Origin of the sequence: Phenylobacterium sp., assembly GCF_030651185.1 — a bacterium.
Classification (GTDB): domain Bacteria; phylum Pseudomonadota; class Alphaproteobacteria; order Caulobacterales; family Caulobacteraceae; genus Phenylobacterium.
The window spans coordinates 143,736-170,270 of sequence record NZ_JAUSCJ010000031.1 but is presented as its reverse complement, the minus strand read 5'-3'; the positions used below and the strand labels follow the sequence as shown (position 1 = coordinate 170,270).

Sequence of the window (26,535 nt, the reverse complement as noted above, 5' to 3'; positions counted from 1 at the left end):
CGCGCGAAAAAAGACAACGACCTGTGCGTGATCAGCATCTACGTCAACCCCAAACAGTTCGCTCCCCACGAGGATTTCCGCCGTTATCCGAGGGATCTCCGCCGGGATATTGGCATCGCGGGCAAAGAAAATGTTGACATTATCTTTCTTCCGTCGGATAATGTCATTTACCCTAAAGGTTATTTGACATACATCGACGTGGAAAAGTTGTCCGGAGTGTTGTGCGGGAGGTTTCGCCCGGGGCATTTCCGCGGAGTCGCCACCGTCGTGGCCAAACTTTTGAACATCGTTGGCCCCGACGCGCTGTATCTGGGGCAGAAGGATGCCCAGCAGGCGGTGGTCCTCAAGACCATGGTGCGCGACCTGGACCTTCCGGTTGCCGTACACGTGGTACCGACGGTGCGGGACAAGGACGGTTTGGCCATGAGTTCGCGCAATGTTTATTTATCAGCGGACCAGCGCCGGCAGGCAACGGTTTTGTACCGTGCCTTGCGGCTTGCCAGGGCCCGCATTGCTGCGGGGGAGCGGTCCGCAAGCTCAATTGTCCGTCTTATCAAGCAAATCATACGCCGGGAGTCCGGCGGTAAAATTCAATACGTCGCATGTGTGGATGCTTTAACTCTCAAGCCGTTTAAAACGCTTAAAGGATGGGTGTTGATCGCGCTGGCAGTTTACTTCGGTGCTACGCGCCTGATCGACAACATTGGCATTCGAGTTAATGGATCGCAAGAAATCAAAAGTTAGGGTAGGCATTCTGGGGTGCGGGGCCATCGGTTCACGGATCGCCCGCAGCATCAAGAGAGAATGCGGGGACAGGGCCACGGTCACCGCTTTGTTCGACATCAATCCCGCCAAAAGCAAAGATCTCCAAAAGCACCTTCCTTATAAGAACATCGTCAAAAGATCCTATTCCCAGCTGCTGACCAGTTGTGATCTCATGGTCGAGGCCGTGAACGCGCCGGATACCCGCACGATCGTGCGCCGGGCGCTGCTGGCCAAAAAGGATGTTTTGGTCATGAGCGTCGGTAAATTCCTGGATGGCGGATCCATCATCAAAATGGCCTACAAGCAAGGAGCGCGTTTGCTCATCCCCTCGGGTGCCGTTGCCGGCATTGACGCGGTCAAGGCCGCGGCTTTGGGCAGGATCGAACGCGTCACCCTGACCACCCGCAAGCCGGTGTACGGTTTCAACGACAACGCCTACGTGCAGAAGCGGCGCATCAACCTTTCGCAGATCAAAAAAGAGACAGTCCTTTTTGAAGGCGGCGTGCGGGAAGCGGTGCAATGTTTTCCGCAGAACATCAATGTCGCGGCCACCATCGCCTTGGCTTGCGGCGTCAGGGATAAAATGCGCATCCGCATCTCAACGTCCCCGGAATTCAAGGTCAATTCCCATGAGCTCGAGGTCGTCGGTGAATTCGGCCGCATGACCACGAAAACCGAGAACGTGGTCTGTCCCGACAATCCCAAGACCAGTTTCCTGGCGGTGCTCTCGGCGGTGCAGGCCCTCAAACAGTATTTTCAGGAAGTAAAAATCGGAACATAGGAAGGGAGGTGAACACATGGCAACCAAGAAAGTCGCTAAAGTCGGCATCAAGAAACAGAAGGGGTATTTGTACTTCGTGGACAAGCACGGGGACATCTCGTGCGCGAAGATGGCTCGCGGCAGCGCCAAAGGCGGTTCTGCAAAGAAAGTCGCTAAAGTCGGCGTGAAGAAACAAGCGGGTTATCTGTATTTCATCGACAAGCACGGGGACATCTCCGCTGCGAAGATGGTCCGTGGCGGTACCAAGAAGAAAGCCAAGAGAAGATCCTCGGCCAGAAAGACCAAGAAGCGCAAATAAGTCGCTTGAAACACCGTATCAAATGATAAGAGGTAAGGGGTCTCGGATCTCTTACCTCTTATCACTTTTATCCTTATGACGCGATCCGATTCCATCATCATCCGCGGGGCCAAAGAGCATAACCTTAAAGGTTTTGACCTGACCCTGCCGCGCAACCGGTTCATTGTCATTACGGGTTTGAGCGGTTCCGGCAAATCGTCACTGGCCTTTGACACCATTTATGCCGAGGGACAGCGCCGTTATGTGGAGAGCTTGTCCGCTTACGCCCGCCAGTTCCTGGACCAGATGCAAAAGCCGCTGGTGGACCACATCGAGGGGCTCTCCCCGACCATTGCTATTGAGCAAAAGACCGTCAGCCGCAATCCGCGTTCCACCGTCGCCACCCAGACCGAAATTTATGATTACCTGCGTTTGTTGTTCGCCCGCGTGGGCACGCCGCATTGCCCTTCGTGCGGAAAGATCATTGAAAGCCAGAGCAGCCAGCAGATCGTGGATGCCATTTTGCTTTACCCCCAGGGCACGAAGATCAATATTCTCGCTCCTCTGGTCCGCGGCCGCAAAGGGGAATACCGCACCATCGGCGCCGAGGTGGCCCGGTCCGGTTTTGCCCGCTTGCGCGCGGATGGGAAAATTTATGATACCCAGGAAAAGATCGCGCTGGACAAATACAAGATCCATCACATTGAAGCGGTGGTGGACCGCCTGACCGTGCGTTTGGATGTCCGCAAACGGCTTTTTGATTCCGTGGAGACCGCCCTTAAAACAGGGCAGGGCATGGTCATTATTGATTTTAACGGCGGGCGTCCCGACGCTGTTTTCAGCGAGCGCTACGCCTGCACGGAATGCGGCACATCCTTAAGCGAGATCGAGCCCCGCATTTTTTCTTTCAATTCCCCTTATGGCGCCTGTGAGGTATGCAACGGTCTGGGCACCAAAATGGAGATCGACCCTGAAGCCCTTGTCCCTGACCCGGACAAGCCGTGGACCGCGGCCATCGCTCCCTGGAAAAAAGGCCGGCGCGGGTATATGATGTATTATCGGGCTGTCCTGCGGGAGATCGCCAACATTCACGATGTGGATCCCCGTTTGCCGTTTGGGGGTCTGGACAAGAAATTCAAACATCTTGTTTTTTACGGCTCGGATGATACGGTGTGGGGACGGCGTTTTGAAGGTGTTGTCAAATATCTGGAGCGGCTCTTTAAGCAAACAGACAGTGACTGGCTCAAAGACGAGATCTCCGGATTTATGTCCGTTCTGCCATGCCCGGCCTGTCAGGCCAAGCGGCTTAAACCCGCTTCGCTGGCCGTCAAGATCGCCGACAAGAGCATCGCCGATGTGACGGCGCTTTCCATCAAGGAAGCCAAGGCGTTCTTTCATCAGCTGTCCCTGCCCAGGGACAAAACGGTCATCAGCGCCGAGGTCCTTAAAGAGATCCGCCGGCGTCTGGATTTTTGCATCAATGTCGGGTTGGAATATTTGACGCTGGAAAGGCGCAGCGCCACGCTGTCCGGCGGGGAAGCCCAGCGCATCCATCTGGCCACCCAGGTCGGTTCGGGCCTGGTCGGTGTCATTTATGTTCTTGATGAGCCGAGCATCGGCCTGCACCAGAAAGACAATGACCGGCTTTTATCCACTCTGCATGCCTTGCGCGATCTGGGCAACACCCTGATCGTCGTTGAGCATGATGAGGACACCATACGCCGGGCGGACTATGTGGTGGACCTGGGGCCCGGCGCGGGCGAACAGGGAGGCAGGATCATTTATGCCGGCGACGTCCAGGGGATCATCCGCTGCCGTGAGTCATTGACCGGCCAGTATCTGTCGGGAGAATTCAAGGTCCGGGCCCCCCAACATCGGAGGGACATCACCGGCGCGAAACATTTGAGGATCTTGGGGGCCAGGGAACATAATCTCAAGAACATTGACGTGAGCATCCCCCTGGGGACCTTCGTGTGCGTGACCGGGGTGTCCGGTTCCGGGAAATCAACGCTGGTCGAGAATGTTCTGCACAAAGCCCTGGCGCACAAGATCAACGGGGCCAAGGACAAGCCCGGCCGTCACAGGAAGATGGAGGGCGTCCAGCATTTGGACAAGGTCATCGTCGTGGACCAGTCGCCCATCGGCCGCACCCCGCGTTCGAATGCGGCCACGTACACCGGTGTTTTCGGCGATATCCGCGCTATTTTCAGCCAGTTGCCGGGATCCAAAATGCGCGGATACAAACCCGGGCGTTTCAGTTTCAACGTCAAGGGGGGCCGTTGCGAGGCCTGCAGCGGGGACGGCATCAAGAAGATCGAAATGCATTTTCTACCCGATGTCTACGTCGAGTGCGAGGTGTGCCACGGCAAGCGTTTCACCGACCAGACCCTGGAGGTGGCCTTCAAGGGCAAGAACATCGCCGAGGTTTTAAGCATGCCCGTGACCGAGGCGCTGGGTCTTTTTGCCAGCATCCCGCGCATCACGCGTGTCCTGGAGACCCTCAATGACGTGGGCTTAGGGTATATCCGTCTGGGTCAGGCCGCGACGACATTGTCCGGCGGGGAAGCCCAGCGGGTCAAGCTGGCCGGCGAATTGTGCAAGCCGGCCACCGGAAAAACATTTTACATCTTGGACGAACCTACGACGGGATTGCATTTCGCGGACGTGGACAAACTCCTCAACGTCCTGCAGCGGCTGGTGGACCGGGGCAATACGGTTTTGGTCATTGAACACAACCTGGACGTGGTCAAGAACGCGGACTATATTATTGATCTTGGTCCCGACGGCGGGGACAAGGGCGGTGAAGTTGTTTTTGCCGGAACGCCGGAAGATATCGTTGCCCACGCGTCGTCTTACACCGGAAAGTACTTAAAGAAATTTCTAAAATGAAACCATCCGTCTTCGTATTATCAGTTTATTTTGTTTTTGCGTCCGTATGCGGTGTTCAGGCGGTCTTTGCCCAGACAGAGGACCAGGAACTCTTCGCCACAGCCCAGCGCGCTTATGATGACGGTTTTCACGATGTCGCCATCCGTTATCTGGAACAATACACGGACAAGTTCCCCCAGGGGAGCAAGATCGATCAGAGCAAATTTTTGCTGGGGCAAAGTTATTATTTCAAGAACCAGTTCGCCAAAGCCCTGGAAATGTTCAAATCTCTTAACCCCATGGCCGAAGGCAAAGATGCTTTGCTTTTTTGGATCGCTGAAACGCATTTGAAGCTGGAAGATTTTCCGTTGGCGCGGGAGCGTTATCAGGACCTGATCAGCCATGATCCGGACTCCGCCTATATCCCGCAGGCCCTGTATTCGCTTGGCTGGTCGTATTTTGACCAGAAAGACCACGCGAAAGCCCGGGAAACCTTCGGCCAGCTGATCCAGCGTTTCCCCAAACATCAATTGGCAGAGGATTCTTTGCTCAAAGTCGCGGAGAGTTTTTTTAATGAGGGGGATTATGCCAAGGCCTTGCAGGTGTTCCAGCAGCACGCGGGGGTCTATCCCCAATCACCGCGGGCGCTGGAAGTGGCGCTGAACATCGCTGATGCTTATTATTATTCTGAAAAATACGACCAGGCCGCACCCTATTATGAGCAAGCGGCAAAGTCCCAGGACCCGGTCCTTGCTTTAAGGGGTTTGACCGGGAAGGTGTGGTGCGATATTAAAAGGGGCCGTTATGAAACGGCGGAAAGATCATTGAAAGAGGGCCGCGATCTCGCCAAAACCAAAGGGCTTTCCGAGGAAGACCTGCTCGTCGCCTCGGGGCATTTGTCGTATGAGCGGGGGGATTGGGACAAGGCGGTGGAGGTCTATTCGGGGCTGATCAAGGATTTTACGTCTTCAACTCAGCGGCTGGACGCGTATCTGGGCCGCGCCAATGCGTATTTCATGCTCAGGGCATTCCCTAAGGCGCTGGAGGATTTCAAATATGTCGTTGACCATGCCCGTCGTCCCGACGATACCCAGCTTTCGGAAAAAGCCCAGCTGGGCCTGGCGTGGGCGTATGTCAAAACTGGCGATCTGGATACAGCGGTCAAAATATTCCGGGCATTGGCCGCCAGCGCGGCCAAGGCCCAGACAAAGGCCAATGCCATGGTGCAATTGGCCGATGCCGCCCAGGATGCCGGAAAAATGGAAGAGGCCGTGCACGCGTATGATGAAGTCCTGCGGGATTATCCTGACCAGGATTTTTCCGATTACGCGCTTTACCGTCAGGGCATTGCGTTCTTAAAATCCGATCGTGTCGAGAGCGCCGTGCTTTCTTTCAACACACTGCGGAACAATTTTCCCAACAGCAAATTCTTAGGGGAACTGCATTATTACCAGGGGGTGGCTGATTTTAAAGGCGGGCGCTGGAAAGCCGCCATCGACGGGATGGAAAGTTTTTTAAAGAATTTGTCCCAGCCCAGCGATTTCGCGCCCGAGGCCAATTATATCCTGGCGCTTTCGTATTTGAATCTCAAGCAGCCGGAGGACGCCTTGCGCGTCTTTCAAAAGATCCTGCGGCTTTATCCCGACGAAGAAATTGTGGCGAAGAATTCCGATATCGGCATCGCCAAATGCCAGTATGAACTGGGGCAGATCAAGGAAGCGGTCAAGCGTTTCAAGATCATCATCTATAAATATCCCAAGTCCGACGTGGAATTTGAAGCCCTTTTATGGCTGGCCCAGTATTATCTCAAGAACGGGGATTATGCCGGGGCCGTGGAATATTATAAACCCATCATGGACCGTTTCCCGGATAATCCGGCGATCGATCAGGTGCATTATGAGCTGGGCCAGGCCTATGAAGTGCAGGGCGCGTATGATCTGGCCTTGGCCCAATACAAAGCCGTCGTTTCCCAGGATCCTGTTCTGTCCTCGAAGATCAAGCTGGCGATCGCAGGCATATTCGCGCGGGAATTTGACGCCCCCAAAGGCCTGGCCGCTTATGCGAGCATCGCCGCGACCATGCCTGATTACGTGCGCGACGCGTATTTGAAAATGGGACAGATCTATCGCGCCGCGCAAAACTACCCGGAGGAACTGCGCATCTACGAGCAGGCGCTGAAAAGGCCCCAGGGAAAAAGCCGGGTGACAAACGCCGAGTTTTTGTTTAACATGGCAGATACCTGTGAACTGATGGGTGAGGATGACAAAGCCGTTGATCATTATTTGAAGATCCCCCTGGACAGTCCCCGGGAAAGCGAATGGGTGGTCAAGGCGTATTTGCGCGTGGCCAAGGTGTTCGAGGACCGTCAGGACTGGGCCGGCGCGAAAGTCACCTATCAAAAGATCATCCAGTTAAAAACCGATGAGTCCGCCTACGCGCAGGAGCGCCTGGACTGGATCGCCCGGAAGGAGAAAAGATGACCGTCATCGTCGCTAACGGCTGGCAATTGTTGTTCAAGGCGGGACCAATGATCTGGCCGCTGCTTTTGTTGTCCATCGTGGTTTTGGCAACGGGGCTGCGTCAATGGATCCAGTTGGCCCGTCTGGCCAAAGGCCTGGATGCCAGGCAAAAACAGGTCCTGGATGTCCTGCGCGGCGGGACGCTCAAAGAAGCCATGGCGTCCTGCGAGTCCGTCCCGGACCTGATGGGGGAGGTCCTCAAGGCGGGGATATTGAAATTCGGCGTTTCCCGCGACATGATCACCGGGGTGATGGAAGAAACGTTCGCCCGCCGGGCCCATGACCTTTACAGCCGCCTGGGTATTTTGTCCTTTACGACCAACGCGGCCGTGCTCGTCGGGATCTTAGGCACCGTGAATGCCCTTGTCGTTCTTTTTCAGGCCGCGCAGGCGCGTTCAAACGCTTTAAGCCCATTGGCCGCCGGAGACATGGCCGGGGCGGTCTGGCAGGCATTGTTGACGACCGTTGCCGGGCTCTTTGTGGCAGTGGTGTCGTTCGCTTTTTACAGTTTTTGCGCGTTTCGCACCAACGCGATCGCCGGACAGGTGGAAACGGCCATCGCTCAAACCGCCAATGTCCTGCAGCAATTGTCCGAACTGCAGTCCCAGAGGGGTGCCGCCGACGATGAGAACGTTTGACCGCTGGTATGTGCGCGTGCCTTCCTTGCATCCGGTCGTCGTCCTTGCGCTGGTCAATTTCTGCCTTTTGGCCGTTGTGATGGCCGGCTTTTATTCTTTTTTTGCCAACCCCTCGGGCATTGAGGTCCGCATGCCGCGTCTTTTGTCCGGCACTGCGGAAGAAAACCGCACCACGGTTGATATCACCGCCGAGAATGTTTTGTACCTGGACGGTAAGGTTGTCACGCTCAATGACCTTAAAAAGGTCCTTGCCGGACAAAGATATGTCCCCAGCGTCATTTTTGTCCGCGTCGATCGCAGGGCTTCTTTGGGGCGGGTGGCTGATATTTTGGACCTATGCCGGGGATTGAACGCCGGCCGGGTCCATATCATCGCGGCCCGGGAGAAATGATATGATCCGCGGCATGGACTTAGGGGCGGGAGCGATCTCCATTGCGGCGCACGTTCTTGTCCTGACGTTCGTCTGGGTCGGTTTTTCCGTGCCCAACCCGCGGGAGTCCGTCGGGTTTTATTACACGGGGTCTTCATTGCCGCGCGAAGAAGTGTATGCCACGGCGGCAACAGACAAGGCGGTGGAAAGGGCCGTGGCTGACCCGTACCCGGGGGCCTATTTCGTCGGCTGGCTTGGCATGCGTGATATTGATCAACCCCACAAGGCCCGATAATGTTCATTTGGGATTTTAGCGCGATCTTTGCCGTGGCGTTGATTTTGTCCTTGGCCATTGTGCTGGGGGTCTGGATGTTCTATACTTTTAGAGGGGAGCAGGACCGCAGGGCCCAGGAGGCCGGGTATTTCCGTCAATGCCGTTATTGCGGGCATGTGTATCTTGATTATTTGATGCGCAATCCGTGCCTGTGCCCGCGCTGTTTGAGTTACCATGACCCTTAAGGTGAGATATGTTCGGTCAATTGAATAACAGCAGAGATCATGAATCGGGGATGGTCCTGGTCACTGTCCTGATGATCGTGATCGTGATGATGATCTTAAGCGTCAGCATTCTTTCCCAGCACATGACCCAAAGCAATTCTTCCCAGGCCCAGGTGGAGCAGATCCAGGCCGATCAGCTGGCCAAAGGTATTTTTTGGAATACCTATTCCGCGGGCGCCTTTGCCAATGGCACAACCACCTTTAGTGCCAATAACAGGACCTATAATTCCACGGTCGCCACCCAGGGCAGTCTCACCAACGTCCAGATCTCCTACTGATCGTTCCCGCCGACGGGGTGAAAATTTCTGCTAAAGCCGTTGACAAAGCCGCGGCCTTATTGTCTAATAGTTTTAAATATATAATAAATCTTTTTGTAAGGGATTTTATGGCTGGTCCACGGAAATTAGGGATTTTTTGGAGTGAAAACAGCTTCACCCTCGTTGAGGCGGAGGGGAACCTTCCCGTCGGGGCTGTTTTGGTGCCTCTGGGCGATGCCGTCAAACAGCCCGACTCGCCGTTCACCTCGGATCTGACCGCAGATCTGCAGATCGTTGCCCTCTTGCAAAAGACCCTGCGTGATCACAAGATCGATCCCTCCAGGGTCTATTTGTCTTTACCGTCCAAGGACGTTATCCTGAGGTCCTTCGCGGTCCCCGCGGTCAAGCCGGAAGAATTGGGAGGCCTTGTTGAATTCGAGGTCAAAAAGTATGTCCCTTTCGGCATGTCGGAACTCGCGTTCGTTTATCATCCAGTCCCTTTCGTTGAAGACAAGATCAAAAAGCTGCGCGTCATTTTTTGCGCGGTCCGCAAAGACATCCTGGACAGGTATGAGCGCATTTGCGCGCAGGCCAACCTTGTCGTCGTCGGGGCGGAGCCCGCAGCCATGGGGTTGGCCAAGGTCTTGGTTTCCCGCAATCATATGCGCACCGACCGGAGGACCTGCATCCTGCATGTGGACGGCCGGGTCGGACGGATGATGTTTTTTGACAGGGGCATCATCCAGTTTATGCGTGAATTTTCCCTGTTCGCGGCGGGCGGCCAGGGCGAACCGGACGCGGAGGTGGTCAAAAGCCGGCTTTTGAACGAAGCGCACAATTCGATGGATTATTATGATCGCCAGATCTCCGATGATAAGATCGATGAGATCATCGTCCTTGGGTCCTGTGCGCAGGCCGCAGAATTGGCAAAGCTCGTCGGCAATGACCTCAACCTTCCTGTTAAACATCTCCTTGAGTCTTTGAACATTGCCCATTTTGAGGCCTGCCAGGCGCAGGGTCTGTACGCGTTGGGTGCGTGCGTGTCCAACGTTTTACCCGAGATGTCGGTCTTTAATTTTATCCAAAAGAAAAGTGCGGCATCTTCCAAAGCAACGGTATTCGGCCTTCCGTTTGACGTCCGGGAGTTCATCCCGGTTCTGCAGACGGCAGCCCTTTGCGTTGCGGTCCTTGTCGCGGCTTTTGCCGCGGCCCAATGGAAACTCAAAGGGCTGGAATCGCAGGTGACCGGCCTTTCTTCAGCCCAGGGCGAATTTTTGTCGGTCCGTGTTGAGGACATCAAGCAGAAGACCGCCGATAATCGCGGCAAGCTCAAAGAGTACAAAAAAATACGGATCAAGACCGACGTGGCGTTTTTATTGGCCCATACGGTCCAATCGCTCCCCGAAGGCGTATGGCTCAAAGATCTGAACGTGCGTTACGGCAACGACGATAAAGTGACGGTGGATATCTCCGGTTACGTCTACGCTGAGGACTCCAACAAGCAATTGCGTTCCGTGAACGGGCTGGTGGAGGTTTTAAGGTCCAGCAAAGAACTGTCGCGGTATTTGTCCGCAGTGCAGTTGACGTCCATGCAAAGGCAGGACATCAACGGCGTTGCGGTGACGTATTTCTTGATCACCTGTTCGTAGAAGGCCTTATGAAAGATATGAAGGGGCTGGATGTCAATAAGATCCTGCCGTTATTGTTGGCGCACAAGGACAGGACCCTGTCTGCCGTTTTTGTGGTGCTGGGCATCATTGGACTTTTGATGATCTTTGACAGTTACCGTGCGCGGGCCGCAGAGCATCAGCAGGGCATGAAGCTCTTGCAGGAAAAAATGGATGTCATCGGCCAGCATAAGATCTCGCTGAAGGCATTAAAAGATTTTTTTGCCGCTTTGCCTGGTCCGTTGGAGGACAAGCAACTGATCGGTCAGATCACCGACTATGCCGCGCAAAACAATGTTGCGATCCTCAATTACGCGCCGGGTCCTTCAAAAAGCACAAAATTGTATGACAGCTCCCGCATGCGTTTGAGCGTCAGCGCCTTAAAATTTAATGACCTTTTGGCTTTTGTGCGGACCATCGAACGTTCGCCGTATTTCTTAAAGATCGAGTCATTGACCGGTGGGACCAATACCGGTGGGGCCAAAGACAGCGCCAAAGCCACAGGTCCGTTGACGGCGGAGATCTCCGTATCTTGTGTGCGCATGAAAAAATGAGAATAACATTTCTGTTCATTTTCGGATTGTTCATAGGTCCCTGGCAGGCGTTGTGCGTCGAGGAAAGCGCGCCCGCACAGATGGATGAGTCCGCGTTCAGCGTATTCTTGTCCCAGTTGAAAAATCCATTCGCCGTTCAAATGCCGGCCGGCAAGACGAACGATCAGGCGGCCAAGGCCGCCGGTACAGCCGGTCCGTCTTTGCCCGTTCCCGCGGCCGTCAAAACGCAAACGCCGCCGCCCAAGCCGTTCGTTGCGCCGAAGCTGAAGGTCAGCGGCGTGTTGTGGGCCGGCCCCAAACCGCAGGCCATCGTCAATGATCTGGTGGTCGGCATCGGGGATGTGGTCCAGGAGGCGAATGTCGCGGCCATCCGTAAAGGCGAGGTGGAGTTCAACGCCCAGGGGAAGAATTTTATCGTGGAAGTGCAAAAATAATAATGCCGTCACCCGTGGAGAAAATCATGAATATTTTCTTATGCGCGTTTTTGCTGGTGTCGCTGGCCCATCCGGCCCTGGCCGATGGTATTGAAGAAAAGTTCTTTAATTTGGAACGATCCGACGCCGGTTCCAGGAAGGTTTCGATGGATTTCAAGGATGCGGCGCTGATGGATGTCCTGAAGATATTTTCCCAGCAGTCCGGGATGAATTTTATCACGGCGCAGGACGTCTCCGCGCGCAAAGTGACGCTTTTTATGGAGAACATCCCGGTCAAGGATGCGTTGGACAAGATCCTTGACGCCAATGACCTGACCTATGCTATGGACCCGGACAGTGATGTATTCATTGTGCGCTCCAAACCTTCGTCCAAAGGGGAGACCGTGACGCGCGTTTATCCATTGAAATACGCGTCGGTCCCGTCTTCGAAGATCAAAAATACCATTTCCATCACCAACAATTCCCTCAGTTCCAGTTTGGGCGGTTCGTCCGCCATCGTTGCCAGTGCTCCTTCTTCTTTTGGTTCTTCCGGCGCTTCTGCGTCGAGTTCCTCCGGCGGGATCTTTGCCGCGGTCAAGGCGGTGCTTTCCAAGTCCGGCACGCTCGTTGAAGACGCGCGCACCAACAGTTTGATCGTGACCGACGTGGAAAGTCAGTTCGGCCTGATCGAGGAGACCATTGCCAAACTGGATGTGCCGGTGCCCCAGATCCTGATCGAGGTGGAAATGCTCGACGTTTCCAAGACCACATCGGACTTGATGGGAGTGAAATTCGGGAATAGTCCTTTCAGTTTTAAGGGACCATCCAAGGACACGTTCATCCCGTTCGACCAGAGGGAGGTCCTTAACGAGGGCGGCACCGTCGCCTATACGGCGGGCACGATCAGCACCGTGGGCATGACAGCGGTCGTTAATTTTCTGCGCACGCGGCTGGATACGCGCAATTTGGCGCGGCCGCGTTTGCTGACCCTGAACAATGAAACGGCGGAGATCAAAATATCGACCAATGAGGCCGTTGGCATTTCTTCCATTACGGCGTCCAGCCAAAGCACGTCCACACAGACACAGCAGGCCGAGCGCGTCCAGACCGGGGTATTCCTGACCGTGACCCCGCAGGCGAATTTATTGACCCGCGAGATCCTTATGGCTGTTTATCCGAAGGTCATTCAGGCCCGCACGGGGGCGACATTCGGCACCCAGACCTTTAAGGACCCGGAAGAACGCGGGTCCCAGTCCATTTTAAAGGTGCACGACGGCGAAACCATTATCATCGGCGGCCTTTTACGCAGGGATGATTCCAATACGATCACCAAATTGCCGATCCTGGGCGATATTCCGTTTTTGGGAATGGCTTTCCGGCATAAGGACAAGAGCAACACCGAGCGGGAACTCATTATTTTCATGACGCCGCATATCATTGATGAGAATAACAAACAGAAGCTGCTTTTTGCGCCTGAAGTTCCCGGGAAGGGAACGTTTTCATTGGACCGTATCGACACGATGAACAAGGAATTGTCTTCCATGGAGCCGGGAAAATAATATGTCACGTCCGCGGATCGGGGAGCTTCTCATCAAACAGGGGTTGATCACGGAAAATCAACTTCAGGAGGTCATCAACCTCCAGAAACAGCACAAGGGGCGTATCGGCGATCTTTTGATCAAACAGGGTGCCGTCAAGGAAGAGGATCTGGCCACGACCCTGGGAACGCAATTGATGATCCCTTATGCTTCGTATGCCTCTGGGCTTTTAAAACCAAAAGCCGATCAGGACCTGCAGACGCTCATTCCTTACGATTTTGCCAAGAAGAATTTGGTCCTGCCGTTGACCAGGAACATGGATTCTTTGACCTGCGCGATGTTCGATCCGTTGGATTTTATCGTCATTGACAATCTCAAGATCCTGACCGGATGCGACCTTAATCTGGTGATCGCCACCAAAACGGACTTAACCCGCGCCATTAACGAGTTCTATGTCATCAGTAAAGGCGGGGATGAGAAGAGTTCCATGCTCGATAAGGCCGTGGAAAAGACCTATGTGTCCTTAGACGACATTCGTGCGCCGGCGGCAGGGGAGGTGTCAACGGATGCCGAACTTTCCATCGACCGGCTGATCGCCAAGGCCGGAGAAGCGCCGGTGGTCAAATTAGTCGATCTTTTGATCCGCCAGGCCATTGACGAGAAGGCCAGCGACATCCACATTGAACCCTTCAAAGACAAGCTTGAGATCCGTTACCGTATCGACGGTGTTTTGTACCAGATCCCGCCGCCGGCGCCGCATTTGCATTTGCCCATTGTTTCGCGCATCAAGATCCTGGCGAAAATGGACATCGCGGAAAAACGTCTGCCCCAGGACGGCGGGATTTCCGCCAAACTGGAAGACCGCACCGTGGACCTGCGCATTTCCACCCTCCCGACGGTATGGGGGGAAAAGGTGGTCATGCGTCTTTTGGACAAGGGCGCGGTCAAACTGGAACTGAGCAGTCTTGGTTTTGACGCCAAACAATTGACCCTCATCCGCAAGGCGCTCGATGCCTCTTACGGGCTTTTGTTTGTCACCGGTCCGACGGGTTCGGGCAAGTCCACCACTCTGTACGCGGCGCTCAATGGGGTCATGGACCCTTCCAAGAACATCATGACCTGTGAAGACCCCGTGGAATTTAAGATCGACGGCATCAATCAGGTCAACGTGCGCAACGACATCGGCCTGACCTTTGCCGCGGCCCTGCGCTCGTTTTTGCGCCAGGACCCGGACATCATCATGGTGGGCGAAGTGCGCGATCTGGAAACCGCGCAGATCTGCACGCGCGCGGCGCTGACCGGCCATCTGGTGTTGTGCACCCTGCATACCAATGACGCGCCTTCCGCAGTGACACGGTTGGTTGACATCGGCGTGCCGCATTTCCTTTTGACCCCGTCGCTTTTGATCATCATAGCCCAGCGGCTGGCCAGGAAGCTGTGTGTCAAATGCAAGGAGCCCTATGAAAGCGCCGGACAGATGGTGGGGGATTATAAGATCAAAAGCGATCTTATTTACCGCTCCAAAGGGTGTGAGGAATGCAATCACACCGGGTATAAGGGCCGTGTTGTCATCGCGGAGGTCATGGCGATCAATAATGAGATCCGTTTGCTCATCACCCGTTCGGCCGGATACAATGAGATCAAGGACGCGGCGCGCAAGAACGGGATGGACACGCTCTTTGAGTCCGGCATGAAAAAGGTGGAAGAGGGCATCACCAGTCTGGACGAGGTCCTGGGGATCACTGCGGGATAATCCTATGCCGATGTTCTCTTACACAGCCAAGGACGCCGTCGGAAAAACCAAAACCGCAGTTGTTGAGGCCCTGCATGAACAGGCCCTGGTGGAAAAACTTCAGGGCGACGGGTATTTTGTTTTAAGCGTCAAGCCCGCTTCGCCGAAAATGGCAGCCACAAGATCCAAGGTCTCCGCCTCCGAAGGGTTCACCCACAATAAGGTCAAGATCGAAGACATGCTGGTCTTTGCGCGCCAGCTGGCTACCATGCTGGAAGCCGGGGTCACGCTTTTGCGCAGTCTGGACGTCATCAGCGCCCAGGTGGCAAGCAAGGTGTTTTCCGTGGCCCTCAAACAGGTGCGCGATGATGTGGAGCAGGGAAAATCTTTGAGCAGCAGTTTGGCCAAGCACCCCAAGGTGTTTAGCCAGTTCTGGGTCAGTCTGGTGGAGGTCGGTGAGGCCTCCGGCACCATGCCCATGGTCTTGAACAAATTGACTTTTTACACGGAACAGCAGGCGGCGTTCCGTTCCACCATTGTTTCCGCCCTTGTTTATCCGGCGGTCCTGTTCGTCATTTCCATGGGCGCGGTGGCTTTTTTCGCTTTGTTCGTCGGGCCGAAATTTGAAGCGATCTTTAAGGACATGGGGACCGAGCTGCCGGGGCTGACCGTGGCGGTTTTGGGGACCTTTAATTTCATCAAACATCAGTTCCTCTGGATCGTCGCCTCTATTGCCGTTTTCATTTTTTTTGTCCGGCAGTACGTCAAGACCGATACCGGCCGGCTGGCCTTTGAGAACATGATGTTCAACCTGCCGGTTGCCGGCGGGATCTATAAACTCATCATCGTTGAGCGTTTTGCCTCGCAAATGGCGATCCTCATGGACAGCGGCGTGCCAATTCTGTATGCTTTGGAGATCAGCGAGAAATTGGTGTCCAATAAAACATGCGCTATGATCATTGTCCAGATCCGCGAGTCGGTGCGCGAGGGCAAGTTGCTGGCCGAACCCATGGCTGAGAGCGGGTTTTTTCCCTCCATGGCCGTGCAGATGATCAAGGTGGGGGAAGAGACCGGGGAACTGGATAAAATGCTCAAACACGTGTCCACGTTCTACCAGAACAACGTGGAGGCGTTCATGAAGCGTTTCGGCACCTTAGTCGAGCCCGTGATGCTTGTTTTTATGGGGGCGCTGATCGGAATGATCGTCATCGCCATGTTTTTGCCGTTGTTCAATCTTTCCGGAGGGGGCTAAGAGTTCGCCTATTTGGTTTGACGGTTCAAGCGCAGAAGGATATACTTAAAAGGAAATATAACCAGAACAAGGGGGGGTCTATGAAACACGATCACAGGGGTGGTTTTACGTTGATCGAAATTATCATCGTCATTATCATTTTAGGTATTCTGGCCGCGGTGGCTTTGCCGCAGATCACCAAGAATCTGGAGACGGCCAAGGCCGCGGAAGCCATCAATATGTTGGGCGCTGCCGCGAAATCCGTCAGTGACTGTTTTACGATCACCGAGGATCTGACCAAGTGCGATGACTGGAACCCCACCAATCCGGACATGGGGGTCCTGGCTCCTGTGGGGACGGTGACAAACCCGCTCAGGTTTACTTATGTATGGACTGCCGCTACAGGTACAGGAGTAGACGCAGACGCCAGCACGACGTTAACAGCTACGTCGATCAGCGTTGCCGCCGATACCGTTGTTTTCACCTATCACTCGAATGGTTCCATAGACAAGGCATTCACCGGCCATTTTGCGCAGTTAAATAAATAGTTGAAAAGAATGATACGCGCCAGGAACAGCACCGGCAGATCCGCCTTTACCCTTGTTGAGATCATCGTTGTGATCATCATTCTGGGCATCCTGGCCTCTGTCGCCCTGCCGCAGGTCACCAAGAACATTGATGTGGCCAAAGCCATGGAAGCCATCAACTTTTTAGGCGTGGCCAAAAAATCCGTCAGTGATTGTTACGGGATCTCTGACGACATGAGAAAGTGCAACAACTGGAACGATGATGCCGTTGCCCCCAGGCCGGAGATGAGCATCAAAGCCCCGGCCGGGAACCTGCGGTTCTCTTATGTATGGACCGGCGGTACCGGCGTGCAGGATCCACCGGTCCTGAAAGCAAGCTTGCTGGTCAATGGCGCTGCGTCAGCAACGGATTATATCCAGTTCACCTATAACATCAATGGTTCGGTCACCAAGATCTATGCCGGAAAATTCAAGCAACTGGAGAAATGAAGGGTTCACCCTCATTGAGATCATCATCGTGGTGACCATTTTGGGGATTTTGGCCGCGGTGGCTTTACCGCGTTATATCGGCCAGACGGAACGGTACACCGCCAGCGAGGGGGTCCAGACGCTGACCACCCTATTATTGTCGCAAAAAAGATATGCCCTGGAAAATAGTGACGCCTACGCAACTACGTTGGCCTCCCTGGACGTCACCATTCCCAGTTCTTCTTATTTTGACGTTCCCACGGTTGCCAACAATGCCAGCGCGGTCGCTTCCATTGCGCGCAATACGGGCGCGTATACGTTGAGCATCAGCGATGCCGGGGCCATCAGTTGTTCCGGGGCCATCTGTGCCAGCATAAAAACATGGAAATGACCTTCCAACGGCTGCGGGGTTTTACGCTCACGGAATTGATCGTCGTTGTTGTCGTTCTGGGGATCATGGCCGGCTTTGCCATTCCCAATTACACCAAATCCATTGACAGGTCGTATCGCAAGGACGGCACGGTCAATTTGACCGCCATTTATGCGGCCCAGCAGATCTATTATAACAATAACAACGGCAGTTACTGGCCGGCGTCGGGCAGCGGGGATGTGAGTGCCATCAATTCCAATCTGGGGCTGGGGATCCTTTCCAACAATTTGACCTATTCGTGCTCGGGGGACGGGGCCACGTTCTCCTGTACAGCGACCCGTACAACGGGCCCAGGTACGATGACGTTGACCGTCACCCAGGCCTCTGCCACGCCCACCTGCAGCGGTTACTGCCCTTAAAAGGACATTATAATGCGACTCTTCATGCTCCGACCCCGCCTATGGCGGGGCGGTTTCTCCATCGCAGAGGCCGTGATCGCGGCCGTTGTTTTCGTCATTGCCGTGACAGGTGTTTTAGCCACCATCAGCAACATTAAAAAACCTTCGGCCCGGACCGACAGGTCTTTGACAGCGGCTTACGTGGGCCAGAAGGTCCTGGAGGACATGCGCAACGAAGTGGATGCCGGGACGTGGGATACCGGCCCGTTGAAGACAGGCCCCAACCCGCGCCCCTGTCCTAATGGTGTTGCCAATTGCACCTATAGCGTTGATGAGGACCCGGTGAGCCGCGCCCGTGCCGTGACGGTGAATGTCACATGGCCCGACAATCTGTGAGACCGCTATGCGCGCCATAACCCTGACTGAACTTCTCATTTCCATCATCATCATCGGCATCATCATGATCGGGGTGATCTCTTCCGATTCGGCTGTCCGTAAGAACGCGCAAAACCAGAACGCCAGCACCTTGCTGACGCTGAACACCCGCGCTGTTGTCAACGCCATTATCAACAATGCGTCTTTGATCTCCGGATACAGGAATGATCAGGGTTACTCTCCAACGGCCAATGGTTTTTGTTTCCGTCGGGACTTTAACATCACGACCAATGCGCCGAACGATCCGCCGACGCCGGCGGATTACAGCGACGATCAATGGATGTGTTATACGGTGGTCGCGTCCAATCTGCGCAGCTGCGTCAAGACGGCCGCTTCAGGCCCGAGTTCCTGCCTTTCGTCCGATACGCTGGTGGGCGCGGTTGTCAGTGTGACCCCGGCTTTTGATGCCACGGCCAATGTTTTTTCAGTCACCATTGTCAATCGTGCCGACCCCAGCCAGCCCAAAAGTATTTCCAACCCCGAAGTGACCGTCAGCGCCCGGGCCAGTCCGCCGGGACAGAGCCAGGGCCTATAACAAAATCTTGTCAATCCCCACGGGTTTTGTTAGGATATCTTCCTGAATCTGGGTCGGTAGCTCAGTTTGGGAGAGCGCATCGTTCGCAACGCCCCGGGCCGCTTTTCGTAACCCCTTCCAATTCTTGCAAATAGGTCTACTACCAATAAGTTGCAGTAAAGTTTCAAGATCACGATTTGCTACAAAATAGCACGTTTTACCCTTTCACCCAGCACGTTTTTAGCACGTTTGAGCGCATCGGTCTGATGATGTCAAGATCAGCCTTTTTATTCGGGAAATCCCGAGCACATCGGTTTAAGCAGAAATTCTAAACGGGCCGTGCTGGAAATGTGCTGAAGATCACGTATGTTCTATAGTATAGAACAACTGTACTACAGCATAGAACATATAAAATGCAATGTCCTTGACAATCGGCAATAATTATTGTATGCTTTAGTACAAGTAGTTGTACATAATCGTACAACATAGTGTATAGAAACGTACAAAATATGGAATACCGTTTAACACAACAGGAATTGTTGGAAACCCTTAGCGCGTGGAATGGATTCTTGAATAAGAAGGTCCATTTGATCGCTTGCGGCGGGACAGCATTGACTCTTTTGGGAATTAAAGCGTCCACCAAGGACGTGGACTTGCTTGTCCCTGTAGAGCAAGAGTACAGTTATTTGATCAAGATATTGGAACAGTTGGGATACCGGCCGGTAACAGGTTCTGGGTGGCAAAGACCCGGAGAAGCATTTATCTTTGATCTTTTTAAAGGTAGGCGGATCCATACGACGGAATTATTGGGATCTCCGTTAGAGAAGAACAATCATTTGCTCATTAAGGAATTGTCCCATATTTACCTGGGCGTGCTTAATGCCTACGATCTTATGATCAGCAAGCTGTTTCGCGGGACGACCGTTGATATTGAAGATTGTTTGACGCTATTCAGGGCCAAGCGCAATGAGATCGATCTGGATGTATTGAAAGAACGGTATATCGAAACAGCCAAATACGATGTGGCGGAAGAGCGGTTGATCAAGAATTGGGACTATTTCGAGGGAGTATTTAAAAAGGAAGGATCTCATGAAAAATAAACAATTATTAGAAAAAGCAAGCCGGCTCGGATACCCGCTTTTGGAGAGCAAGGAGAGCTTTGACGTGAACGAGGCCTTGGCAGAGTTGGTTAAAGCCAAGAATGTCCGTTTCCTTGAGGGTTTTCCTGTCATGCTGGCCAATGCGGCCAAGGAGGATGGTTTCGACTATGTCCGGGTCGAAGCTTTGTTAAAAAGTAAGACAGATAAAGAAGTTTTAAAGGGACTATCTTTGTTATCTTTAGCCCTGTATAAAGCCAATGGCCTTTATCTTGATTGGACCAGAGCTTTTGAGAGTAAATTAACCACCAAGCAAAAAGAGCAGGTCAAATTCTTTAGAGAGGCTTTAAGTCATGGCGCTCAAGTCAAGGCCGGGTCCTACCGGTTAAATTCAGACCGCCTTCAGAATATGTTCCAGAATTATTTTACTCTTAAGGACCAAGAAGCCAGGGGCATGAGCGCCAAGCATGAGGAAATGTCCTTGGAGTTCGCTTTATCGCAGGTATTTTCTTCCAAGCAGAAAGACCTTTTCAGGAAGAAGTTGAAAGGCGAGCCATTGACAAAGACTGAAAGAGAATATTTTTCGCGCGCTGTCAAAAAGAAAACGGCTGCCTTGGCTAACCCAGAATTACATCGTTTAGCTCAAAAAGTTCTTCAAAATTAAGCCATCCTTCGTAATCTACCCGATTTTTTTAACACATCGATTATTTCATTTTTTTATCCAATTATTTTTACTTATTAAAATTTAACTATTTCACTTCATTTTTATTCCAGTCTCCAATTTGCATCTAGGGGTTGTTCCAGACCCCTCCCCCTCTTAACAACCCACTGGTTGAGGGGGAGGGGTCTGGAACTTTTTGGGGCCCGCAGGCCACAAAAACCCCTTGCAAATTGGAGACTTAGGAAAGCCATTTGCACACAAACCGCTTGATACACTATAAACCTGTTTGTAAAGCCATCTGTAACGCGTTTGTACCTCGTAATAAGTCAATTTGTTTGATGCCCGTCGAAGGAAACGTTTCCTCAGAATGTGCTCCAAACCCTTGTTTTAGGCCTTAAAAGTGTCATATTTATACTATATGGCACGAACCCCATTATCCATCCTCATTATCGTTGCTTTTTTGGTCAATACCTTCGGCCCTTTACCAGCCCAGGCACAGGGGGGGGTATTCTTACCAGCGCCAGGGGTCCGTGTCTCTCTTAGTCCTGCATTCAACCCCCCGGTCCTCAAAGGTCTCAAGGTTCATCCCGATAACCCCTTCAGTTTTGATTTTATCCTGGATAAAGGGGATTCCGCCTTGGGCAATGACCAGCTCAAAGAGGAGTCTTCCAAGCTCATCAAATATTTCCTGGCCTCCCTGACCGTCCCCGAAAAAGACCTCTGGGTCAACCTGTCGCCCTATGAAAAAGAACGTATTGTTCCTGAATCCTTTGGCCAAACCGAAATGGGCCGTGACCTCTTAGCCCAAGACTACCTTCTTAAACAGATCACCGCCTCTTTGATCTATCCAGAGGATGAATTCGGCAAGATCTTCTGGAAGAGGATCTATGAAGAAGCAGTAAAGAAATTCGGGACCACGAACATCCCTGTGAATACGTTTAACAAGGTCTGGATCGTACCGGAGAAAGCCGTAGTGTACGAGAACGCGCAGGCGGGGACGGCCTATGTGGTGGAGTCAAGGCTTAAAGTCATGTTGGAGCAAGACTATCTGGCTCTTAAAAAGAACAACAAGGATTTGTCGTCCCCGAATGCTTCTGTCGGGGACCCAGAGCATGGGAACGACAAGGATGTTAACGCCTTAGGTAGTCAGATCGTCCGCGAGATCGTCATCCCCCAACTGACCAAGGAAGTCAACGACAACAAGAACTTCGCCCAATTAAGACAGGTCTACAACTCTCTTATCCTTGCTACTTGGTACAAGAAGAAGATAAAAGACAGCATCCTCTCTCAGGTCTATTCAGACAAGAACAAGGTTAAAGGCGTCGAATATTCTTCCTCTGTCATTCCCGCGCAAGCGGGAATCCAGAGAGGGGACGTAGAAGGGATTTACCAGCAATACCTCAAGGCCTTCAAGAAAGGCGTCTACAACTATATCAAAGAAGAACAAGACCCTGTAACCCAGCAGGTGATTCCAAGGAAGTATTTTTCGGGCGGTTTTGGGTTTATTGATATGGCTATGCGTATAGAAATTGAGGATACGAAAATACCAGTTGAACGGCATGCTGCTTCTCTGGTTGGGTTGACAGTAAATTTGTCTATGGTATCAGGTGTGAAGAGAAATTTGGATCAAGCAATGTGGGTAGATGTGCCGTCCGTAAGGCAGGTTGTCCAGGATAAGGAGCAACGTATTCGTGACTTAGGATTTGAGAAAATTGAGCCTTTTACTTTGCGAGGGGTATCACAACGGTATTTCCAAACAGACCCTAAGAATCCTTTCGGAGCGAATCCAGCCTATAACCGGGTGTATATGATCGGGATCAACTCCGTAGACTTCTTGCGTAATAAGGCTTGGAATCAATATAATAAAAATGCTAAGGAACTGTCTTATGAAGAAAGAATGGCAATCGAAGATGAGTTTTTGGAAAGGCTTCGCAACACATTTTTATCCAAAGCTTCGTCGTATGCCGATGATGGTGTGGATTGGAACGGCAGTCTCGATAAGTCGCCTATTTTTGTGGTTTTTCGCGGCCCTAGTTATCGTTATGGGAATGTAGAAGAAGACGGTTCAGGTAAAATAATTGATTTTACATCGCCAAAGACGGCATATGGCGGAATTTATGTGACCGATAGATATAGAGGTTGGGGGACTTCACAAACCCCTACTCCCGACCGGGTTGTGATTGAGGACATGGCCTTTAATGTGAAGTTATCGAGTGAAGAATTTGAGAACATTAAAAGGGAGATCCGCCATTATATAGATAATGAACTTGAGCCGTACGCGCAGACGCAGGGATGGACAAAGGGCAAAGAAGAGACGGATTTGAGAATGTTACAAATATTTATTTACTATTATCTTTATTCGAAATTTCTCACCGAACTTGTTTCCAGGGCCGAAGCAGTTAAAGGGGATGCGGCGATGAATGCGACGAGACTTTCATCCATCGAATCAGCAGCCGTTGCGTTCCAACAAGCAGGAGAACATGACATAGGAGGTTTGGATATAGACAATATACCCGATGCGATTAGGCGGACGCAGGTTTTAAGGGAGTTAACAGCAGACGCGCGGGCAAAGAATGCACAAATTCAAATGCCGGAACAGATCGGTGAATGGGCCGATCAACTTGAGGAAATATTAAACCGCTCTGATAGTCAACGCCAAGATATTTTAGATCGTTTAAATTTTCTTAATAATGCTTTTCGTCAGATGATCGGTATTATAAGGGAAATTTCCGCACATGGGGCTGTAGAGATTGAAGGACAGTCCTACGCAGTGTCATTCAGGCGTATAGGAATAAAAGCGAGGGATTTTCAAACAGCCGATGGACAGAATGTCCCCGCTTTTACATATAAAGATGGAACGCAACTGATCATTTATTTTAAGAGTTATGCCGGTCTTCTTCGAGAGATTTTGGAACACATCGTTTTTCCCGATAATTTAACTATTGAAAGAAATAAACGGCATTTTTTAGCATCCTTCATCAGAGTTTTGTTTGACGAACAGTATATTTCGGATCTTATCGAACATCTGGACAGGTATGAGTCTAATGCTCCTAAAGTAGGGGACATCTATATCGACCCGAAGGGTAGGCAGATGAAACTGGTGACGGTTAAAGAAGCGGGAGATCTGCAAATACCCCAAATTATTGACGGGATCATTCAAGAGGCGAAATTGAATTCTTTTCTACCCCAGATTGACCGTCAGCTACTCGCGGAAGGTCAAAAGGATAGAATGGGCAGAACATTGCAAGGCATTCAACGGCAGTCCCAATTGCTATATCAGGAGTTAAGCAGAATTGTTTCCAAAGAAGCCGTTTCCCGGCAAGAGATCGGCGTTGAAGATATTGACGATATGATGCATCTGCAGACGGGTGAGGCGGTTCTTGGCTATTGGCAGGGGCAAATACATGCCCCAGGCGTGATCTACAGGGAGTACGACCCAATGACAGAAGAGGACTCTATTCGGATAGTTATACAAAGGCCCGAAAATAGTGATGATGTTTTTAGAGGCACTCTGGATATAGTTCTTCCAGATAATTTTCAATGGAAGAAAGTTGTTTCACTTAAGAGACAATTTGTGTTTCAAGAAATCGGTAACACTGGTCTAAAAGATACGGAAGTCTATTTGGAAAACCAAGTGGCTTCGTGGAAACAAAGCGATGTTGCCAATGATTTGGCGCGTCAGCTGGACAGCGCCCATTCAGAGGGTGATCTGCTTCGGGCGGTCCATGATGCTGTCTATGGGCATGGGCAGTTTATACTGGCAATGACTAATAAGGAATTTCAGAAAGCACAGCATGTATTGGCAGCCTTAAGTGCGATCAAAAATCGTTTGATGGAAGTTGGTTTAGAAGATGAATACAAAATGATTTCGGATTTTGAGGTGTGGTTAGAATTTGAGCAATTTAATTCCCGGTGGGAAGGGCTGATAACGGATATCCATCGCCGTATCAATGGCCATCAACTTAAGGAAGCAAAAGAAAGATTGGGTGAACTAAGCCGTATCTTGGAAGTTTTTTCCTACTTGGCAAGTACTGCTGAATATGGACTTTGGGACCCGAAAGTATTTGAAAAGATGGGAATCGATATAAAACAAGCCGGAGATAAACTTCGAATAAAAGGATCTGAAGATCTATATGCAGATCTGGAGGTATCCCCGGATGATATAGCAACAAAACGCGATTTAAGAAAGGCGTACGCTCAAACTGCACATAAATACCATCCAGACACACATCCGGGGGATCGTACAGCTGCAGAGAAATTTAGAAAAGCTGCCTGGGCGTACAATATTTTGGTTGATAAGTTTGAGGATAAGGCAATGACGGTCTCCCAAGGCGACGCGGCCATGGCGGCCGTAAAGCAGGGCGGACCGGACGCGGCGATGCGTTCGGCAAAGGGCGGTATTGATTTCAACTCTGATAGAGTGGATAGCGCTTTTGAGATGAGATTTAGTGATGGGGGGATCTCCGCCAAAGGCGGATCCGCCTCCGGCGGAAAATTCCACATCGACCCCGCCATGCTCGAGCAATTGCAAAACGCCCCAGGGTTTGTGCCGGTGATTATCAGTGTTCAGCCAATGGAGAATTTGGCCCTATTCCTGGGGTTGGATAAATAAGTGACCTCCTTGAAGCCATCCCGAAATGGGGCGGGGTGGCTTTTCACGAAACGCCCCCGCGTTCTGTCCCGCCAAAGGGACCGCGGGGGCGTCCTTCTGTATAGTTTAGAAACATCAATAAATATTGATATAAACTAAAATAATGTTTGACAGATTTTACCTTTCTTGGTAGTATTTCTTTAGCTGATCCCCCGTCAGTCCGTTAAAAAATATCCCCCCAATATTGAGTTCAGGTCATGTGGGAAAACACAAAACCCATCCCGCACAAGTTCCAGATCCTCGGGTTCATCGCCCAACAGGGCGTCGTGACCATTGAGGACATCAACCGTCATTTTTATCCTGATAGGGACAATGCCAAAGCCATCCGGGTCACCTTGTATGAGATGGGTGTCGCCCATTTAAGATACTACAGTCCCAATGTCAAAAATGGCGTCTGGTACATTGATAAACAGGACTTGTACGACCTTGTCGGTATTTGGTTTCCTGAACTGTGTTATTTTAAAGTCCGCGCTCCCGTTATTCATTTAGTCCCCCATTCCTTAGAGCTCAATCGCATCCGTACTGTCCTAGAACAGTATTCCGGCATGAATGTAGTAAAATGGTGTTCGGAAAGCTTTATCCGTTCTTTGCCGGATAGCGATTGGCGCGATGATTTTTCTACCCCTAAAATCCCCGATGCTCTTTTTTGGCATAAGCGCCAAGACAAAACTGAGCGTAAGTTCTTTCTTGAATATGAGCGTACGTTAAAGAGCGTTGATCGTTATAGAGAAATCTTTGATGCTTATGGTGAACGACAAGATGTTGAGAATGAAAGCGTGATCTATATATGCCATACCAAGGAGATGAGAAAAAAACTTAGCTACATTGCAGAACGCCGCAGGGTGGATGATCATTTTCAATTTGTAAGTTTGGAACGGCTTTATGAGAAGTATCCAATAAAAAAGACGGTAAAAGAGGAAAAAGTCCTCGAGGTACAGCAGGCATGATTTTGTGTTTAAGGAAGGCAGGTAGTGACATGGAGAAACGTTTCTTGAATGTGCCGGAGGTAGCGACCTATTTGGGATTTAGTATCAGTGCCATCCGCAAATGGGTCCGCCGGGGAACGATCCCATTTAACAAGGTCAACGGCGGGGTACGCTTCGATATCCAGCGTCTCGATCTATGGCTGGAGAAGAAAGTCGTTAAAGCAGAACCCCAAAACTATAACTGATCGATCCCTGTTGAAATCTCCTTTCAAAGGCCTATACTACTATTAACTTATTGGTGGTAGGCCCATTTGCAAGAA

26 protein-coding genes are annotated in these 26,535 nt (G+C 51.7%); all 26 read left to right on the top strand.

Annotated elements, in window-relative coordinates; genetic code table 11:
- A partial coding sequence (panC, locus tag Q7J39_RS15770; protein ID WP_304827155.1) for a pantoate--beta-alanine ligase occupies positions 1 to 744 on the top strand: 744 nt, incomplete at its 5' end.
- Positions 719 to 1,546 (top strand): aspartate dehydrogenase domain-containing protein, encoded by an 828-nt coding sequence (locus tag Q7J39_RS15765; protein ID WP_304827152.1) that lies wholly within the window; start codon positions 719 to 721, stop codon positions 1,544 to 1,546. The genes panC and Q7J39_RS15765, both read left to right, overlap by 26 nt.
- Positions 1,547 to 1,562: 16 nt before the next feature.
- On the top strand, positions 1,563 to 1,844 hold the full coding sequence (locus tag Q7J39_RS15760; protein ID WP_304827149.1) for a hypothetical protein: 282 nt from the start codon (positions 1,563 to 1,565) through the stop codon (positions 1,842 to 1,844).
- Positions 1,845 to 1,919: 75 nt separating this feature from the next.
- Positions 1,920 to 4,712: an excinuclease ABC subunit UvrA gene (gene uvrA / locus Q7J39_RS15755; protein WP_304827147.1), complete on the top strand. Its 2,793-nt coding sequence runs from the start codon at positions 1,920 to 1,922 to the stop codon at positions 4,710 to 4,712.
- Complete coding sequence (locus tag Q7J39_RS15750) at positions 4,709 to 7,171, top strand: tetratricopeptide repeat protein (protein ID WP_304827145.1); 2,463 nt, start codon at positions 4,709 to 4,711, stop codon at positions 7,169 to 7,171. Before uvrA ends, Q7J39_RS15750 begins: the two co-directional genes overlap by 4 nt.
- Positions 7,168 to 7,848: a MotA/TolQ/ExbB proton channel family protein gene (locus Q7J39_RS15745; RefSeq protein ID WP_304827142.1), complete on the top strand. Its 681-nt coding sequence runs from the start codon at positions 7,168 to 7,170 to the stop codon at positions 7,846 to 7,848. The genes Q7J39_RS15750 and Q7J39_RS15745 overlap by 4 nt, the downstream gene beginning before the upstream one ends.
- Positions 7,835 to 8,239, top strand: a complete 405-nt coding sequence (locus tag Q7J39_RS15740) for a biopolymer transporter ExbD (RefSeq protein WP_304827139.1) — start codon at positions 7,835 to 7,837, stop codon at positions 8,237 to 8,239. The genes Q7J39_RS15745 and Q7J39_RS15740 overlap by 14 nt, the downstream gene beginning before the upstream one ends.
- Before the next feature lies 1 nt (position 8,240).
- Positions 8,241 to 8,513, top strand: coding sequence for a hypothetical protein (locus Q7J39_RS15735; RefSeq protein WP_304827136.1), 273 nt, complete (start codon positions 8,241 to 8,243; stop codon positions 8,511 to 8,513).
- A gap of 274 nt (positions 8,514 to 8,787) precedes the next feature.
- Positions 8,788 to 9,054, top strand: a complete 267-nt coding sequence (locus Q7J39_RS15730) for a hypothetical protein (protein WP_304827133.1) — start codon at positions 8,788 to 8,790, stop codon at positions 9,052 to 9,054.
- Between the two features lie 107 nt (positions 9,055 to 9,161).
- Positions 9,162 to 10,682, top strand: coding sequence for a pilus assembly protein PilM (gene pilM, locus Q7J39_RS15725; RefSeq protein ID WP_304827130.1), 1,521 nt, complete (start codon positions 9,162 to 9,164; stop codon positions 10,680 to 10,682).
- 8 nt (positions 10,683 to 10,690) lie between these two features.
- Positions 10,691 to 11,254, top strand: a complete 564-nt coding sequence (locus tag Q7J39_RS15720) for a hypothetical protein (RefSeq protein ID WP_304827128.1) — start codon at positions 10,691 to 10,693, stop codon at positions 11,252 to 11,254.
- A gap of 80 nt (positions 11,255 to 11,334) precedes the next feature.
- The gene (locus Q7J39_RS15715) at positions 11,335 to 11,688 is read left to right on the top strand and encodes a hypothetical protein (protein ID WP_304827124.1); all 354 of its coding nucleotides are present in this window, start codon (positions 11,335 to 11,337) and stop codon (positions 11,686 to 11,688) included.
- A gap of 26 nt (positions 11,689 to 11,714) precedes the next feature.
- A complete protein-coding gene (locus tag Q7J39_RS15710; RefSeq protein WP_304827121.1) occupies positions 11,715 to 13,226 on the top strand; it encodes a secretin N-terminal domain-containing protein in 1,512 nt (503 codons plus the stop codon).
- A gap of 1 nt (position 13,227) precedes the next feature.
- On the top strand, positions 13,228 to 14,958 hold the full coding sequence (locus Q7J39_RS15705) for a GspE/PulE family protein (RefSeq protein ID WP_304827117.1): 1,731 nt from the start codon (positions 13,228 to 13,230) through the stop codon (positions 14,956 to 14,958).
- Positions 14,959 to 14,962: 4 nt separating this feature from the next.
- Positions 14,963 to 16,189, top strand: coding sequence for a type II secretion system F family protein (locus Q7J39_RS15700; protein WP_304827113.1), 1,227 nt, complete (start codon positions 14,963 to 14,965; stop codon positions 16,187 to 16,189).
- A gap of 80 nt (positions 16,190 to 16,269) precedes the next feature.
- Positions 16,270 to 16,716 carry a prepilin-type N-terminal cleavage/methylation domain-containing protein gene (locus Q7J39_RS15695; protein ID WP_304827110.1) on the top strand — a complete coding sequence of 149 codons (447 nt, stop codon included), beginning with the start codon at positions 16,270 to 16,272 and terminating at the stop codon, positions 16,714 to 16,716.
- Between the two features lie 9 nt (positions 16,717 to 16,725).
- Positions 16,726 to 17,184: a prepilin-type N-terminal cleavage/methylation domain-containing protein gene (locus Q7J39_RS15690; protein ID WP_304827107.1), complete on the top strand. Its 459-nt coding sequence runs from the start codon at positions 16,726 to 16,728 to the stop codon at positions 17,182 to 17,184.
- Positions 17,153 to 17,554, top strand: coding sequence for a type IV pilin protein (locus Q7J39_RS15685; protein ID WP_304827104.1), 402 nt, complete (start codon positions 17,153 to 17,155; stop codon positions 17,552 to 17,554). The genes Q7J39_RS15690 and Q7J39_RS15685 overlap by 32 nt, the downstream gene beginning before the upstream one ends.
- Positions 17,545 to 17,952 carry a type IV pilin protein gene (locus tag Q7J39_RS15680; RefSeq protein ID WP_304827101.1) on the top strand — a complete coding sequence of 136 codons (408 nt, stop codon included), beginning with the start codon at positions 17,545 to 17,547 and terminating at the stop codon, positions 17,950 to 17,952. The genes Q7J39_RS15685 and Q7J39_RS15680 overlap by 10 nt, the downstream gene beginning before the upstream one ends.
- Before the next feature lie 12 nt (positions 17,953 to 17,964).
- Entirely contained in the window at positions 17,965 to 18,327 is a 363-nt protein-coding gene (locus Q7J39_RS15675; protein ID WP_304827099.1) for a hypothetical protein, read from the top strand.
- 7 nt (positions 18,328 to 18,334) lie between these two features.
- Positions 18,335 to 18,901, top strand: coding sequence for a hypothetical protein (locus Q7J39_RS15670; protein ID WP_304827096.1), 567 nt, complete (start codon positions 18,335 to 18,337; stop codon positions 18,899 to 18,901).
- Between the two features lie 548 nt (positions 18,902 to 19,449).
- Positions 19,450 to 19,980 carry a DUF6036 family nucleotidyltransferase gene (locus Q7J39_RS15665; RefSeq protein ID WP_304827092.1) on the top strand — a complete coding sequence of 177 codons (531 nt, stop codon included), beginning with the start codon at positions 19,450 to 19,452 and terminating at the stop codon, positions 19,978 to 19,980.
- Positions 19,970 to 20,641 (top strand): hypothetical protein, encoded by a 672-nt coding sequence (locus tag Q7J39_RS15660; RefSeq protein ID WP_304827088.1) that lies wholly within the window; start codon positions 19,970 to 19,972, stop codon positions 20,639 to 20,641. The genes Q7J39_RS15665 and Q7J39_RS15660 overlap by 11 nt, the downstream gene beginning before the upstream one ends.
- Positions 20,642 to 21,056: 415 nt before the next feature.
- Complete coding sequence (locus Q7J39_RS15655) at positions 21,057 to 25,250, top strand: DnaJ domain-containing protein (RefSeq protein WP_304827085.1); 4,194 nt, start codon at positions 21,057 to 21,059, stop codon at positions 25,248 to 25,250.
- Between the two features lie 236 nt (positions 25,251 to 25,486).
- Positions 25,487 to 26,236 carry a hypothetical protein gene (locus Q7J39_RS15650; protein ID WP_304827082.1) on the top strand — a complete coding sequence of 250 codons (750 nt, stop codon included), beginning with the start codon at positions 25,487 to 25,489 and terminating at the stop codon, positions 26,234 to 26,236.
- Positions 26,237 to 26,265: 29 nt separating this feature from the next.
- Entirely contained in the window at positions 26,266 to 26,460 is a 195-nt protein-coding gene (locus tag Q7J39_RS15645) for a helix-turn-helix domain-containing protein (protein WP_304827079.1), read from the top strand.
- Positions 26,461 to 26,535 lie beyond the last annotated feature (75 nt).